We start from the raw sequence: 16,630 nt of genomic DNA, 5'->3' as shown, positions 1-16,630 counted from the left end.
TAGCCCTCACTAACGCTCTACTTGATGAGAATTCACAAAGTACCAAAAAGTGATTTAAAATAGCCTTGGATTGACTGAGTTCTACTCAAGTCAAATTCTGATTGTTGCCTACTCTTGAACACTTATAATCCAACCACTGTTGCAAAATAATGCAAGCAGCTTGACGATCAATTGCCCCCTTATCCCAAGTAGAAAACCGTTTTTGTGCCTTGAGTTGTACAGTAGCCTCAATAGAGGTTAATCGTTCATCGACATACTCCACTGGTAATTGTAAGGGTTGAGAAATACGCAATGTAAATTTTTGTACTTGCTTAGCTTGAAATCCTAAGCTTCCATTCATATTATAAGGAAGTCCTACAACTAATAATTGTGCTTCCCGTTGGTGAATCAATTGTTGAAGCTGTTGAATATCTTCCCAAAACGAAGTACGGTGAATTGTTGTCAACCCCGTTGCAATTAACCCAGTTCCATCGCATCCAGCTACCCCAATTCGCTTTTTACCGATATCTAATCCTAAGGCCGAAATTCGTTTCATCATTAATTAGATCTAATTATATTAAGTAAGCCAGAAGAGAGAAGTTAAAATATTTTCCCATCAGCTCGTTTACTGATTAAAGTGAGCTTTCTGATCCTAATACTTCTACGGCTCATCATTAAACTCAGAAGATTCTCCTAGAATTTGTAGCTTATGTCTAGATTTTTTTCCATTATGTGAATTAAAGTTTTTTTCTGAGGAATTAAAAGATATGTTAAACCAAGACATTCGACTAGGAATAGGAGTCCGAGGAACTGCCTGTAATCCTTGTAACATCTCTGATAAATGTAGTCCTTCAGGCTTAGCCTCTTTGAGTTTATGCCATACTGAACGGGACATCAACAGAGTGTGTTGATTACGTTGCGCTCCCAATTTTTCGAGATACTCTTCGCGTTCATGCTGATAATCTGTCGAAACCAACTCTAAGCTTTGGGATGGGAAATTCTGTACAATCTGTGCCATTTTTGTGAACAACTTTGGATAAAGCCAAGTGTAAGCTGGATGCACCGTTAACTTAGCTTGATGAGGGCTAGACCCATTGTCACATAAAATTAGTTTAAAATAGCCAACAGCTGCCTTACGCTGAGGTTCAAACACATATATTTGGGCAACATCAGTGTGGTCGTACCATTGTCGAAACTTAGAGACTAACCCCGCCAAAAATGGAGTCTTAAAATCAAGGAGGTGGCGATCAAAAACTTGACGTAACAGAGGTGGCATGGAAACGCAGTCAAGCTGATAAAGTAGATGAGCATCGGCATTACTCACCGGTAACAGGTTGGGAAAATCGGAGTCTCCTAGGGCAAGTTCTTGCAGTAATTTCGGTGTTAAAGACCAATATGTTAATTGAGCCAAGGGTTGAAAGCCATTCTGACGATAGAGAGCAAGGGTACTTTTTTGGTTGATATTGACCTCTAAAACCCAAGTTCTGGCTTCCCAAATGGTTTCAAAACAGTGGCGCAATAGTTGAGAGCCCACTCCTTTAGAATCAGTCATCAACTGGGGTTGAGAATCTTGATTGTTAATCACCACTCGTTCTACACACCAGGTACTGCGATCCCTATTAAAGGGACTAATTTGAATAAACCCTTGTAATCGCTCTGTTCCTTGATTTAGTAGTGTTTTTGGTTCAGCAATATAAACACAAAAATGGTGTTGGAACAAGTTAGGAAACCAACTCAAGAATTTAAGAAGTCCAAACCAACGCCGTGCTTGTTGTAATTGTTGAATAGACACAGTAAGATTTGAATCTGGCTGTTCTTGGGCTATTTGAACAATCAAATGTTCTATAGAATCTAAATCTCGATACTGTACAGAACGAATTATGGGGTTAGGGGCATCATCTAAAGGAGAATTCATGGATTGCGGTGGAGATTATGTCGCTTACTGGCTCTATCTTAACCATTTTTCCATGGTTGTCACCTTCTTTCGCTCAAGATCAAGGTAAGGGAGGAATGACAAAAACTATAGATGTTTTGCTGGTTTATTTGTTACCCAGACTTGATCCCTACCCAAATATAATTAGTTTTTGGGATTGAAGATTTGAGATGAAAACTGATCCTATTAAATATAAATAGACACTTATTGATAAAAATTCGTAAGCTAGAAGGTAGTTTGCTTTTATAGGGCTTGTTGTTTGAACTTAAATAATTTGAATTCCTCTACTTGATAACTTTGTTATTAATAATTCTAAATTAGGATCACAAATAGCTTGTCTAGCTTGATATTTAATATTTTCAGCTTCTTGTTGAGATTGACACAAAGTAAATATCGTTGGGCCTGATCCTGACATCATCGTTCCCAATCCCCCTGTTTGTTGTAATATTTTTTTTAACTTCATAACTTGGGAATATTCAGGTAAAACTACTTTTTCTAAATCATTATGTAATAATTGACCAATTTTCTGGCTATTTTTTTGACTAATAGCTTGAACCAAAGGGCCGGAATAAACTCTAAATATTCGAGAGTTGACTACGGCGCGATCACTAACATATTCATGGCTAAATTGCTGCCAATAAGTTTGATAAGCCCGAGAAGTAGAGACCGCTAAGCTTTGGTATTTCCCTAATACCACCCATAAACTATCAAGATCTCCTATTGGAACTAATTTTTCTCCTCTTCCCGTAGCGACCACAGTGCCTCCGGCAATACAAAAAGGAACATCCGATCCTAATTTTTCTCCTAACCGTTGTAATTGAGGTATAGTCAACCCTAATTCCCAGATTAAATTTAACCCGACTAATACTGCTGCCGCATTAGTTGAGCCTCCAGCTAATCCGGCAGCCACAGGAATACGCTTATTTATTGTTATATCAACTCCCCCATAGTTAGCAAAAGCTTCACTAAATTCAAGTTTCATCAATTGTGCCGCACGGTAAGCTAAATTGGTCTCATTAGTGGGAACTTGAGGGTGGGAACAAGTTAAACGAAAGTCTTGAGTTCCATGGGAACGAATTTCTAAACGATCAGCTAAATCAATACTTTGAAGAATCATTACCAATTCATGATAACCATCTGGACGATCATGAATGATTTCTAGATACAAATTTATTTTGGCTGGAGCAATTAAAGTATAGGATTGCATAACCGAGTGAATTAACAAATCAGATATTCAATGTCCTTCTCTATCTTCTCACACACCTCATCTTTTCTTGTGGCGACTTTTATCATCGATACTAGGAGTATGATTAGGTCCTCTCCAAATACTAAAATACAAAGATAATTTCTTCATAAATTATTTAAACCCTATTTAACAATAGAATATTTAAAATTATATCTATAAAATAAAGTAGAAGAAATTTTGTAAAATTTTACCCATGTACTACAGTTTAATTTTGATGATTAAAAGTATTTTTAATGATTTATTAAATTCAACTATAAGTAATTATTTTAACAATTAATTATTGGGTTCTACAGTATTAAGTAATACGCCATCAATATAAAAAAAAGTGAATATATATCAGAAAGTATTTGTATCATTTTTTAAGTTATTTGGTTAATTTAATATTGAAAATCCTGAGCAAATTTTATTCCTAATACCAAAATTTCATGCCAGCCATATAAGTTAGCTATTTCTGAATTAGTTTGTTTACCTAATGTATATTGTCCTAGGAGCTTATTCTGGGTATAGTTTAATTTCTGGGGAGTTAGTTCCTGATACGATCAATGTTTAGTTTCTTGTTGCAATTGTTCAATGGCAATAGTAGTGTTGTGAGCAGCAGTTTCTATATAAACGATAAATTGAGATGATTTCAAACAAGTAAGATTAATTGCCAAAACATAATAAGTTAATCCTTATTTTTCCCGCAATTACATAGATAAATAACTCGATTACCCATTGCCTAGATAGGTACTTAATAATTTCAAAACATTATAATCAAGACTGTGTGCTTCTGGAGCTAAATCCCCTAACATAATGATGGATTGTTGAGTTGTTTGGAAAGTAAATTTCTCACAGGGACAAACTTTAAACTTATATAAAGTAAGTATACTTAAATGATCATAAAGAATTGACCTACTAAAGGTTTTTTACCCTCAAAAACAGCCTAATCGATATTTAAAAACCCTGATAAACTAATAATTAAATTATTGGGATGAAAGTGATTCTGATGATGCGGTAAATCTTCCTTAGTCAAATTTGTAACGGTCTCCTCTTTCCCTCAAATAGGAGTTCCATAACGATGATCTCTATAAATAGCTGCTGGTAACTGATTAAAAGCTATATTCAAAAGTTGTTCTTGTTGAAACCAAATCCTTTGAAAAATTAGGTTTTTTTTAAGCCACAGTCACTTTAGAAAAAATTGGTACTTGCAACATTTTTCCTACTAACGCTAACATTTCCTGAAAATAAAAAAACGGTTTGTATCTCTATTACTAAATAGTCAGCAGTGGTATAAGATCCTAATTAAATCCTAAACTGGCTCCAATATATTCAACTGCTTCAGCAATTTCTACTGAAGATAAATTATCAGTTACTTTGGTAATTAACGTAGTTAAAAGATGGAAGAGTCCAGGGTTTATCTCGCTTTCCATAAGCATTCGGCGTTCTTTAGAAAAATTATACCTGAAATCAAATCTGCTGTGAGGTTTTCTCTTAAAATAATTGTTATTCCATTGTCTAATTTTAGATAATAAGGTGATTGCTGGCTGTTTGTCCCTTGAACCTTTTGCATATTGTATATAAAACTTTTGGAGAATGAACATGCTTGCACTGCTGTAATTCTGAGACTAAAAATACTTTAATGATACTTCTTAGATGGTTTGGTCCAAAGAGAATTTAACTGAGAAAATAGTATGACAGTAGCCGTATAATACTGCCAATTGACTTGGAGGTTTCGTGGAAAAAATATGATTATGACATAATACATGTTGGGCTTTAGCTAATACCTCTTCAGTACTTGACCAATGATCTGGCTCAACTGTGGCTATCTTTGACTTAAATATCAAAGATAGCCACAGGAGTTGTTAATCTGATATATCATAGTTAATCCATGGTCTAAGTTAATTAGATTTGCTGGAGGGAAATAGTTTTAAAGCGATCTATACAGTTGCACTAGTGCTTATCTTAATATTAAGATTTAGTTAATATAAATTTGTCAATAAAAATTAGGTCTGAAAATTTGGGTTGTCTAGGTGTCGTTTAATATTTTCGCTTCAAGACTGGCACTTTACATCCATAAGATTTTAAAGCCTGAAGTGTTTTTCTTCAGGTTAACTTGAATTTTTGGCTCAAACGGCACCTGGCATAAATACTGCTTGTAACATCTATTTTCTCACATAAGCGAGTATTTAGTTTTTGTAGAGTTGCATCGTCATCTTATTCTAGCAATTGTTCTACGACATCAAGTTGTTCTGTCTTAAATTCAAGGATATTTTTCTCGTTCATGAAAAATGGTTTTATATTGTTTCATAACGTCTAAGGAAATAATCGATAACACCATAACCAAATATAATTGACTTTAAAACGCCCTGCTAGTTATTGAGTTGATTGGTCTTATTCTTAGTTTCTATTAAAAATATCTATGGAATGTATTTATGGTTAACTGTTAATTGTTTGTCTATGTAATTCAATGCTCATAAAATTTCTCTAGGATGTACAATACTTCAAAGAACTTGTGCACGTAACCAAGCCACTGGAAGATAAAGTATTTTCTTAGGAGTCCTAACAAAGGCCCGTTTGGTAAACACATCGTAGTTATTAGCTTCTATCACGTTTAAAATACTTTGATAGAGCATCAATGCTGCCCATACTGGCCAACGAGAATCTTGACATAGAAAACGAATTCCTCGTTCGGCATCCCGATAATATTGGCGGGCGCGTTTAATTTCAAAACGCATTAGGTTACACCACCGTTCGTCAATAACACCCTCTAATAAATCTTCTTGAGTGTAATTAAATTGTTCTAAATCTTCTAGAGGAAGATAAATTCGTCCCCTTTGGGCATCTTCTCCCACATCCCGTAGAATATTAGTTAATTGGTTGGCAATTCCGAGGGCGATTGCTTCTTCTTTGGGAATATAATGGCACTGATTCTCTTGCCAAAAAGTGCTGCACTTATTTTCATTGATTCCTAACACCGAACTGGACATCAACCCCACCGTTCCAGCTACACGGTAACAGTACAGTCGTAATTCTTCAAAAGTTTCATACCGACTATGATACAGATCCATCTTTTGTCCTGCAATCATTTCCTGAAATGGTTCAATTTTAAGAGGAAAGTGCTGGAGAGTATCAACTAGGGCTACATCCTCATTATCAAAAGGACAACCTGAAAATATCATCTCCAAATGTCTCTCCCAATGTTGTAAGGTTTCTACGGTTGTCAATTGAGTTTGGAATCCATCAACTAATTCATCAGTGCGACGGCACCAAACATAGATTGCCCAAATTGCTTGACGCTTTTCGGGAGGCATTAACAATGTTCCTAGATAAAATGTTTTGGAAAACTTTGCCGTAATTTGGCGACAGAGTTCGTAAGATTCCGTCAAAGAGACGAGTTTTTTTTTGATTCTGGATGGTTCAGGCAGTTGCAGCATTCAGCACAAGCAGAATGATTGTTTATAGAAAAAAAAGGGGCTTTACCTAAATGGTTGACCGTTAGATATTCAGTATTTATTGTCGCATTATAATGAGCTTATTGTCATTAGTTTAAGTCACTAAAATTTTACTAAAAATATTAATTAGTTTAATTTATTTAAACTAATTAATATTTTTTTGAATTGCCTAGATTAAGAGGTAACGATGTTGGTAGGATAATCTCGGACAATAGCTTGAGCGGCTAACTTGCCTGAGAGGACTGCTCCTTCCATACTTCCAAGATATTGCTGCATTGTGTAATCTCCTGCTAGATAGAAATTAGCAATTGGAGTTTTTTGAGAGGGGCGAAAAGTTTGTCGTCCAGGGGTAGCTTTATAAACTGAACGGGGAGTTTTAACTACGTGGAATTTGAGTAATTTTGTAGGATTCTCTCCCATAAAGTGTTGGGGGAACAGTTTATACAATTCTTCCATAGTCGCAGCAATAATGTCCTCATCCGACTGACCTATCCAATCTTTAGCAGGAGCCAGAACTAACTCTAACATGGAGCGATCTTGGTTGGCATATTCTTTACAAGTGTTACTCATGTCCGCATAGACACTGAGTAAGTCCGAGCGGGAGAATAACAGATTATCGACATCAGTTAATTTGCGATCGAACCACAAGTGTAAGTTAATTACAGGAACTCCTTCTAACCCTTCCAATTGGCAAGCAAAATCCAATGTTTTCCACGGTTGAGGTAAGAGTAGTTTAAGAATATCAACTGGTATTGCAGACAAGTATAAGTGAGCTTCAAACATTTCGTCAGGTTCACCATTAAATCCCCTGAGCAAAAATCCTTTGACGGTGTTGTCTTCATCTAGAATAATCTCTTTGAGAGAAGCATTTAGTCTAACTTCTCCTCCCCGTTCAGTAATATAGTCAACTATAGGTTTGCAAAGCCTTTCAGTGGGAGGACCATCTAGAAAAGCCATTTTTGAGCCATTTTTTTCTTGCAAAAAACGGTTAAGGGCTGTTAGGAGAACAGTAGCTGAGATTTCATTGGGGTTGATAAAGTTTAACGCTTTGGACATAGCGATAAAGACTTCTTTTTCTACTCTGGGAGGGATATTTTGTCTTTTTATCCATTCAGACCAAGAATAACGATCCATTTTCTCAATGTAGCTTTGTCCGTGGATGATCGCTGGAATTAACCCTAAGCCAAATTTAACTTTTTCTTCCCAAGTCAACATATCGTCGTTGCATAAAATGGCGATAATAGCGTTAAACGGAGCAGGAATATCAGGAAAGTCAAAGCGGGAATAGGTTCCAGGGAGTTCTGGTTGGTTAAAGATTATCGAATGTTCTTTCCACTGCAAGTGCTCTTCAATCCCCAATTCTTTGAATAATTGCAGCATATTGGGATAAGCTCCGAAGAAGATGTGTAGTCCAGTTTCATACCAGTCTCCATCATCATCTTTCCAAGCAGCTACTTTGCCTCCTAATACGTCTCGACATTCTAAGATAATAGGAGTATGTCCTGCATCTATAAGGTATTTTCCACAAGAAAGTCCAGCCAGTCCTGCTCCGGCGATCGCGACTCGCATCTATAATCTTCTCGTTTTGATAGGTGTGTTCACAATTATTCTCATTGTACGTTGCATTTCGTTACAATTTTTAAAAATTTTAAAATTTTTATCAGTCAGAATTTATGAATGGAAATCAGTAGATACACTAAAATACACAAACGCCAACATTTATCATCTTAAAATGATTTAGTGACAAAATAAATTTTTGGTTTTTTGTTGAATTTATTGTAGACTTGGAAAGATTTTTATGACTAAAAAATTATCGAAACATAAGTTAATTAATTTAATTAACTTATGTTTCGATAAAATCAAATTTTGATTAAAATAAAGTAAAAAATACGCTTTTTACCAATACATATTACCTTTGAGAATTGCCTATTATCGACTTACTAATTTAGGGTTAAAAGTACTATTTTTAGTATATCTAAATAAAACTTAAAATATTGTAAAACAGATTTTAAACCTATCTTTGATATTAATTCAATAAGTTTCAACAAAAATTAAAACTCTACAACTATTAGAGACCTATAATTATTAATACTGGCAGATAAATTCAATTTTTTTTAAGAGAATACATGTGAATACGATTTTTAAATATAAATTATTCACTTTTAATTTTATCGACTAGTTAAATAAATAATCAGAATTAATTACCTCCTTTTGTTAAAAAATAGTTTTGAGGAAAGATTGTCATTTTTAGTCTGATTTGATCAACAGTAAACCTCTTTTAATCCTGAGCGAGAATAAAACAAGACTTTTTTAAAAAAATTTTTAATTTATTTTGCGTGTTCTCGAATATAAGAAAATAAAGTGTTAAAACGCTTATATATTTAAGATTTATATTATAAAATATTTAGTAATTAATAAGTAATACTATTATTTTTTTAAGACTTTATTTCAACTACTAGGTATTAGTTTATTACTTTAATTAAATTTCTAGACTAGAATTAATATATATTTTATTTTTCTTTAAAAATAAAATATATATATAAGTAATTATTCCTTATATATATATTTATAATCTAATTGATTAAATATCAACTATATTGTTTAGAATACTAGCGACTGATTTTTATAAAATAAGAAAGACTCTTCTAGGGAATAAGGTTTAAGGAAAGTCTTTGCTTTATAAACATGAAACACATTAACTACCACTCCTCCTAAACTGATAGGAACAGTACCAATCTCCTGAAACTCTTCAAAGTAACGACTAAAATCATTCTTTAAATGAGGCATCTTATGGAATTGTTCTAAAGTAATATAAAGTCCATCTTTTCCGACCCATTGATTAGTATCATGCCAAAAAATAAATCCCCGCATATCATAACTAAAACAAGTCACAGGAATATTTTTTAAAGGTCGCAAAGCTAAATCGATTAATCCAGCTAAGTAATATGCATTAGTAAAGATAAAAGTCGTTTCATCTAAAGCATTCATAAGTTCTGAAGATTCTGCAAAAACCTTTCGCAATTGTTCGATATCAATTAGTTCCTTAGTAGGATCGTTTTTAGGAGTCAAAAAATTACCAAAAGGGGAATATTGGCTAGATTTATAAAAGGTTCCTGTTGTTGTATGAAGTAGCAATAGGAGTAAAATAATAGTAGTTATTATCCCTGTTCCTCTAATCCACCATCGAATTAAATTGGATGACTGTTGTTTCCATTGAATACTATAAAATCCCAATAATAAAGTCCCACTCCAAAGCCCTGGAATTGGCCAAGTAACAAGAATTTGTTGTTTACCGCCAAGCAGAGTAAATCCTAGCATTAATGGAAGAGAAACCCATAAAATAAATAATTGTTTTTGAGCTAAATTGTACTCACTGAATGTCTGCTGTGATTTTCCTGAAACTATATGTAAGTTATCATCAAATAATCTTATCAATTGAGATAAACTTGACCTTAAAACAACCCACCATAAAGGAATACCAATAGTAGGAAATAGCAAACCAAGTTCTGTCAAAAAAATAGAAAATACATTAAATAAACTGTATCTTGAGGGTGATATTTCTCCTTCTGGAGGAGATTCAAAACGATTTAATAATTGAAAACGAAATGAAATCCAATCGTGGTTTAAATTCCAAAACCAAAGGGGAAATAAAGTTAAAATATATAATATAATCCCTAATCCTGTCCAACGCGATAGGAAGACGCGGCGATGGGGAGGACTGGTTAAACAAAATCCAATTAATCCTAACCCTAATATAAATCCATGATACTTACCTAAACAAGTTAATCCCACAAGAATTCCTAAAATAGCGAGGCGATAAGTAGGATAGAAATTTCGATTAGAATTTGGAAAAAACTCAACAGCTGCACAATATAAACTTGCAGTCCAAAAAAAGATTAAAGGACTATCAGGAAGAGTAATCACCCCAAATCCTACATTAAAAATAGGAACTACTGAGACGATTGATAGAGTTAATTTAGCAGTTTGATGATCGAATAGTCTAGCACTAGTTAAATATAGTAACCATAGAGTCCCTGTATATAAAATTACTGTTCCCAAACGTAGAGTAAAAAGAGACGTGATACCAGTGATCCAAACACCAAAATTTGTCGTTAGAGCAACTAATAGCGGATGATCAAAATAACTCCAATCTAAATGGCGAGTATATAGATAATAGTAACCTTCGTCATAACCAGGAAGCAGCCAGAAAGCAATTATTAAACGTAGTATAAGCCCTGTTAACAATAACCAAATAACGGATTTTTGCCAATAACAGGATTTTAGTTTTTTTCGAATAATGGAGATATTATGACTAATAGAGTTAAAAGTGGTTCTGTCCAAGAGTTTTTATTGGGGTGTAGTTAATACTTATTCAGTATGACATTTTTTCCTAAAACTCTCAATAAAGTAAAGGTATAAAAATTTGATTATGGCTAAGATTATAATTTTTATAAAAAAAAATATATCATAATAAATAATAGTATATATTTGATTAATAAAACATATTTTATAAACTATATTTTACTATATTTAAAATCAATAATTTTATTTCTAATAATCTCATTTTACTACAGCTAGCCTGAAAAAGCAAAGCTAAGTTGAATAAATTTATTTTTTATAAACTAATAAGTAAAATAAAAGTAGAAGTGATACTTTGAGTAAAATTTTTTATTATTGAGTTTTTACTGTCTTCAATGAGTTAAGCGGAAAATAAAAAAGGTAAAAATATTTTTACCTTTTTTATTTATTGTAGAATAATAACTAAAAAAATTACGTATAACTATATAACAATTATTAATAGTTTAGGTTATTATTCTACAATAATGACTATATTTTTCGAAAAAATAAAAATTAGCATAAAATAGACACGTTATTTTAAAGTAAAAATAGTTAAAAAATCAACGTAATTATTTCAATAATGAGCATTACTAAAAAGTAATAGTATTATTACTATCTAATTTTATTAATATAAAATTATTCTCTTGAGGAGTTCTTCTGTTTATAAAAATATATGAGCTAATTTTTTATGACTATGCTTAATAAAATTTAGCAGTCTCTATAGATAATTATGTTTTCTTAACAGCTAGAAGTGAGGGATAAAGTTTTATAAGTTCTCTCCTATTTTTCTCAAAATTCAATCGCTATTTGCAGTGTTAAAACCACCAAATCATGTCTTCATCGGTTACTAAATTAATCGCTTCATTGATAGTTTGATGGATTAAGAACTTTTATATGATTCTACATCAGTGGCTTGAAGGAACTTTTGCTCCTTTTCTGCTAAGACTAGGCTAGGGATAGCTTTCTATTATTGATGAATTTTGCCGAAAATCACTAGGATAAGTTTTTGGGGTAAATTAGGAACGATTTAGATTACTTTGTCTAAAAACCCTGGAAATATAGCTAAAATAGCTGTACATACTTCATTATTGATCAATGGAAATTTTTTTTTCTATTAGGGAGTAAGCTTAAATATTAGCGATAATACTTGATTAATTTTAACTTTTTGAGCACATTTACAATAATTTGGCTTTCTAAAAGAGGCAAGAAAAGCATAGTATTTGATTAGTCTCTATTTGATTATCCTAGAAGGAGAGATTGAGTCAAACACTTTTCTTGAGTCTGTAATGCTCCACTTATATGGTGATTGCCTCTTACGTGTTATTCTTAACAGTACTTCTGTGGATCATGGCAAGAACTACTTCAGTCACTTGGATAATTACTTCTATTTTTGTTACAAAACCTATCAATTAGATTTCTAAGTCAAACTAAAGTAGAAGTTTTTAGTAAAATTTTTGCTAAAACTTTCGGCACAGTGAGACCATAGAATTAAAAGTATAGGGATTGATAAAACTTTTTTCTCAAACCTAACCCGATAAAGAAATTTTACTTTTGACTTATCATTTCTGACTTCTGCCATGAGTCCCTTTTTTAAGAAAAAGACAAAACATCAATTATCTACCTTTCTCATGAGAAAACGTACGTTATTGGTTACTATTCTAGTTATTTGTTCCCTTTTGCTCAATTGCTTCGTCGGTAGTCCAATTGCTTCAGCGTTTACGCAAGATCAAAAACTCTTACTTCAGTCTTGGCGATTGGTTAATCAAGCCTACATAGATAATTCATTTAATAACCAAAATTGGTGGTTATTACGTCAAAAATTTCTGCAACGACATCTTCATGATCGTAAAGAAACTTACGACACCATTGACGAAATGTTAGCCACTCTCGATGAACCTTTTACTCGCCTTCTACGACCAGGACAATATAACAACTTACAAATGAGTACTGCTGGAGAATTATCAGGAGTAGGTTTACAGATCAATATCAATCCCGAGACGGGCAAATTGGAAGTGGTTGCGCCCTTAACAGGATCACCAGCTGAGTCCGCTGGTATCAAAGCACGTGATCGCATATTGAAAATTGACGGAGTAGACACCACTACTTTAACTCTTGATGAAGCAGCTACCAAAATGCGTGGAGCGAATGGAACACAAGTTTCTCTAACCATCAAACCTTACAAGGATGAAAAGGTCATTCGTCAAATTAACATTATGCGAGCTCATATTTCGCTAAGTCCGGTATTTGCTGATATTGATAATCAAACCCAAAACATTCCTATTGGTTATGTTCGCCTTAGTCAATTTAGTGCTAATGCAGCCCAAGATGTTGCTGATGCAGTGGCTAATTTAGAACAACAAGGAACTAAGGCTTATATTTTAGATTTACGAAATAACCCAGGGGGATTGTTACAGGCAGGGATTGAAGTTGCTCGTCTTTGGCTAAATAATGGAACTATAGTTCATACAGTTGATCGTCAAGGAATTCGAGATAGTTTTTCTGCTTTTGGTTCCGCGTTAACAGAAGCTCCTTTAGCCGTACTAGTAAACGAAGGAACCGCCAGTGCTAGTGAGATTGTATCCGGAGCATTACAAGATAATGGTCGAGGTATATTAGTCGGCGAAAAAACCTTTGGCAAAGGTTTAATTCAGTCTTTGTTCGAGTTACCTGATGGAGCAGGATTAGCGGTAACAGTAGCTAAATATGAAACTCCCAACCACAAAGATATTCATAGATTAGGAATTATTCCTGATGAAGTCGTTCCCCAAGACCCTATTAGTTATCAACAAATTGGTACTGATATAGATTTACAATATCAAGCTGCTATTAAGCTTTTAATAAGTAATATGGCAGTAGTTCATGCTTCTTAAATTAAAGTTTGTTAGAGTTTTTGTAAAGACCTTTTTTTCTCATAGTTTTTTTTGCAAATCATTACACCTTTAAAATAGTCTCAATAAAGAAAACCCGTCTGTTATTTTTTTTTCTTATTAGTATCAATTGCTAGTTTATTTAGATGATAGAGAACCTAGACTACTGTCCAGATAATTTGAAGTTTACATTTATAAAAATTTTTGATTGTGTGTGAAACACTGTTGCTCAAAATAAATCTAACATTATAAACTTACAAAGAATACTAGAGTATATGAGAATTGCTACCTGGAATGTTAACTCAATTCGTATTAGACAACCCCATGTCATAGACTGGTTAAATAGTAGTTGTGTGGATGCTCTTTGTTTACAAGAAACTAAAGTGGTTGATCACGATTTTCCTAAAAGCACTTTTGAAAAATTGGGTTATCACGTTTATATTTATGGACAAAAATCCTACAATGGAGTCGCTATTCTCAGTCGTCAACCCTTAGAAGATGTTAACACTGGATTTAGTCCTATTATTAAGGATTTTTTATTAGAAGAGTTTGATGAGCAAAAACGAGTTATTACAGGAATCTTAGAGGATGTAAGGATCGTCAATTTATATGTCCCTAATGGTACTTCTGTAGGAAGTGAAAAATATAACTATAAGTTACGGTGGTTAAAAGTCCTAAAACAATATGTAGCTAATATTTTAGATAAATCTAATCAAAAGTTATGTATTTGTGGAGATTTTAATATTGCCTTAGAAGATAGAGATATTTATAACTATAAGTCTAAAGAGAATCATATTATGTCTTCTCCGTTAGAACGGGAAGCTTTACAAGACATCCTTTCGTTAGGATTAAAAGATGCCTTTCGAAAATTCACATCAGGAGGTGAGTATTTTAGCTGGTGGGACTATAGAGCGGGCGGATTTCAGGACAATCGCGGATGGCGGATTGATCACCATTATCTTACCCCAACACTTTATGAAAAAGCTATTAGTTGCACTATTGATATTGAGCCAAGAAAATTGATAAAACCGAGCGATCATGCTCCAGTTATTGTTGAATTTTAAGGAGTAATTAAAATTTGCAAATCAATCACAAAAGACCAATTGCTATTGATTTATTTGCTGGTGCAGGAGGAATGACATTAGGCTTTGAACAAGCTGGATTTGATGTTCTTGCATCAATAGAAATAGATCCCATTCATTGCGCTATTCATGAGTATAACTTTCCGTTTTGGACAACCATTTGTCGGGATATACAAGAAATTACTGGATCAGAAATTAAACAACTATCAAAAATTGGTAATCGCTCCATTGATGTTATATTTGGTGGACCTCCTTGTCAAGGATTTTCTTTAATAGGTAAACGTCTTTTAGAAGATGAAAGAAATTTATTAATTTATCATTTTATTCGATTAGTTTTAGAGTTGAATCCAAAGTATTTTGTACTTGAAAATGTTCCGGGAATGGCTATCGGAAAATATCAACAACTCTTAGAAAATATTTTCGATAAATTCATTCAAAATAATTATATAATAGAAACTAATTATCAAATTTTAAATGCTGCTAATTATGGAGTTCCCCAAAATAGAAAAAGACTTTTTTTGTTGGGATGTCAGAAAAGATTGACTTTACCTAACTATCCTCAAGCTATCAGTAATAATTTCACTCATAAATTAGCAACCAAAACCAGGTCTATTTTACCTAATTGTCCTACCGTTTGGGATGCAATTAAGGACTTACCTGAAGTCAATAATTATCCTGAACTTGAAAAGAGAGATTGGACTATTGTTAATTACGGTACACAAAGTAATTACGTAAAAAAATTGAGATTTTTAGTCGACTTAGATGATGATTTTTCTTATCAAAGAAGCTACGAAAAAAACCTTCTAACATCTAGCTTAAGAACAAAACATACTCTTATATCTAAGGAAAGATTTAATAAAACTCTTCCGGGAAAAACTGAACCTATTAGTCGATTATTAAGGTTAGATTGTGATAGTATATGTAACACCTTAAGAGCAGGAACTCCTAGTAGTAGAGGAGGGCATACTTCCCCTCGTCCCATTCATCCTATTACCCCTAGATGTATTACTGTTAGAGAAGCTGCAAGACTTCATTCTTATCCTGATTGGTTTAGATTTCATGTTACTAAATGGCATGGATTTCGTCAGGTAGGTAATTCGGTTCCTCCTTTACTAGCCAAAGCAATTGCAACGGAAATCATCAAATGTCTTGGCATTAAATCAATTAAACCTATGGCTCAATATTCACTCATGAAACAGGAAATATTAAGTTTTAATATGTCACAAGCAGCTCAATATTATGGAGTTAATTCTAGTTTAATTAATAAAAGAATTCGATAAAATAATTATAAATATTCTCTGAGATAATATATTAAAAATAATATAGATAATGTATTTTTTAGATAAAGACCATATTCTAATTAAACTATTGACCTAAATTTTTATGAACTAATTACTTTATGTTAACTATCATTAATCTCAGACTTAACTAAGATAGTTAACATAATTATTGCATGTAACTTTTAACTTAAGCTGGTTTTGCTGCTGACAAATATACGTTTTAACTCTTACTATCTTTACGTATAAGATAAAAATTTTTATATTATACGTAAAGATACAAAAATACTTTGTAAGTACTGTATATTTTTACCTTTAAATTAATAGATATATTTATAAAATAAAGTATTTGTTATATATTGATAATGATATAATATTTTGCTCTGTAACCCTAGGACAATCACATATTAATTTCTTTGGATGTACTATTAGTCTATTCAATTGTATCTAAAGTCCAATAACATACTGAAATTTGAT

The 16,630-nt window shown here is 32.8% G+C and carries 11 protein-coding genes; 4 read left to right on the top strand and 7 right to left on the bottom strand.

Features of this window, described 5'->3' with window-relative positions:
* Window positions 1-85: 85 nt before the first annotated feature.
* Window positions 86-535, bottom strand: coding sequence for a Holliday junction resolvase RuvX (ruvX, locus tag ETSB_RS03275; RefSeq protein ID WP_044106266.1), 450 nt, complete (start codon window positions 533-535; stop codon window positions 86-88).
* 105 nt (window positions 536-640) lie between these two features.
* A complete protein-coding gene (locus ETSB_RS03270; protein WP_044106265.1) occupies window positions 641-1,894 on the bottom strand; it encodes a GNAT family N-acetyltransferase in 1,254 nt (417 codons plus the stop codon).
* Between the two features lie 17 nt (window positions 1,895-1,911).
* On the opposite strand from ETSB_RS03270, the gene ETSB_RS09870 reads away from it, so the two are divergent.
* Window positions 1,912-2,073 carry a hypothetical protein gene (locus ETSB_RS09870; protein WP_171816389.1) on the top strand — a complete coding sequence of 54 codons (162 nt, stop codon included), beginning with the start codon at window positions 1,912-1,914 and terminating at the stop codon, window positions 2,071-2,073.
* A 104-nt stretch (window positions 2,074-2,177) separates the two neighbouring features.
* Here ETSB_RS09870 and ispE read toward each other — a convergent pair whose 3' ends face one another.
* From ispE to ETSB_RS03240, 5 genes are all read right to left on the bottom strand, one after another.
* Window positions 2,178-3,119 carry a 4-(cytidine 5'-diphospho)-2-C-methyl-D-erythritol kinase gene (gene ispE, locus ETSB_RS03265; protein WP_084220180.1) on the bottom strand — a complete coding sequence of 314 codons (942 nt, stop codon included), beginning with the start codon at window positions 3,117-3,119 and terminating at the stop codon, window positions 2,178-2,180.
* A 1,316-nt stretch (window positions 3,120-4,435) separates the two neighbouring features.
* A complete protein-coding gene (locus ETSB_RS10470; RefSeq protein WP_269763980.1) occupies window positions 4,436-4,567 on the bottom strand; it encodes a hypothetical protein in 132 nt (43 codons plus the stop codon).
* A gap of 1,071 nt (window positions 4,568-5,638) precedes the next feature.
* Window positions 5,639-6,571 (bottom strand): 15-cis-phytoene synthase CrtB, encoded by a 933-nt coding sequence (gene crtB / locus ETSB_RS03250; protein ID WP_044106258.1) that lies wholly within the window; start codon window positions 6,569-6,571, stop codon window positions 5,639-5,641.
* Between the two features lie 192 nt (window positions 6,572-6,763).
* Window positions 6,764-8,158 carry a 15-cis-phytoene desaturase gene (gene pds / locus ETSB_RS03245; protein ID WP_044106256.1) on the bottom strand — a complete coding sequence of 465 codons (1,395 nt, stop codon included), beginning with the start codon at window positions 8,156-8,158 and terminating at the stop codon, window positions 6,764-6,766.
* A 1,032-nt stretch (window positions 8,159-9,190) separates the two neighbouring features.
* A complete protein-coding gene (locus tag ETSB_RS03240) occupies window positions 9,191-10,894 on the bottom strand; it encodes an ArnT family glycosyltransferase (protein WP_408643872.1) in 1,704 nt (567 codons plus the stop codon).
* A gap of 1,661 nt (window positions 10,895-12,555) precedes the next feature.
* On the opposite strand from ETSB_RS03240, the gene ctpA reads away from it, so the two are divergent.
* From ctpA to ETSB_RS03225, 3 genes are all read left to right on the top strand, one after another.
* Entirely contained in the window at window positions 12,556-13,797 is a 1,242-nt protein-coding gene (gene ctpA, locus ETSB_RS03235) for a carboxyl-terminal processing protease CtpA (protein WP_044107588.1), read from the top strand.
* 272 nt (window positions 13,798-14,069) lie between these two features.
* Window positions 14,070-14,858 (top strand): exodeoxyribonuclease III, encoded by a 789-nt coding sequence (xth, locus tag ETSB_RS03230; RefSeq protein WP_044106254.1) that lies wholly within the window; start codon window positions 14,070-14,072, stop codon window positions 14,856-14,858.
* Between the two features lie 20 nt (window positions 14,859-14,878).
* The gene (locus ETSB_RS03225) at window positions 14,879-16,156 is read left to right on the top strand and encodes a DNA cytosine methyltransferase (RefSeq protein ID WP_084220236.1); all 1,278 of its coding nucleotides are present in this window, start codon (window positions 14,879-14,881) and stop codon (window positions 16,154-16,156) included.
* Window positions 16,157-16,630 lie beyond the last annotated feature (474 nt).

The sequence above is a fragment of the cyanobacterium endosymbiont of Epithemia turgida isolate EtSB Lake Yunoko genome, from assembly GCF_000829235.1.
Taxonomy (GTDB): Bacteria; Cyanobacteriota; Cyanobacteriia; order Cyanobacteriales; family Microcystaceae; genus Rippkaea.
The sequence above is the reverse complement of the archived record's forward strand: the minus strand, read 5'-3'. Positions and strand labels throughout refer to the sequence as shown.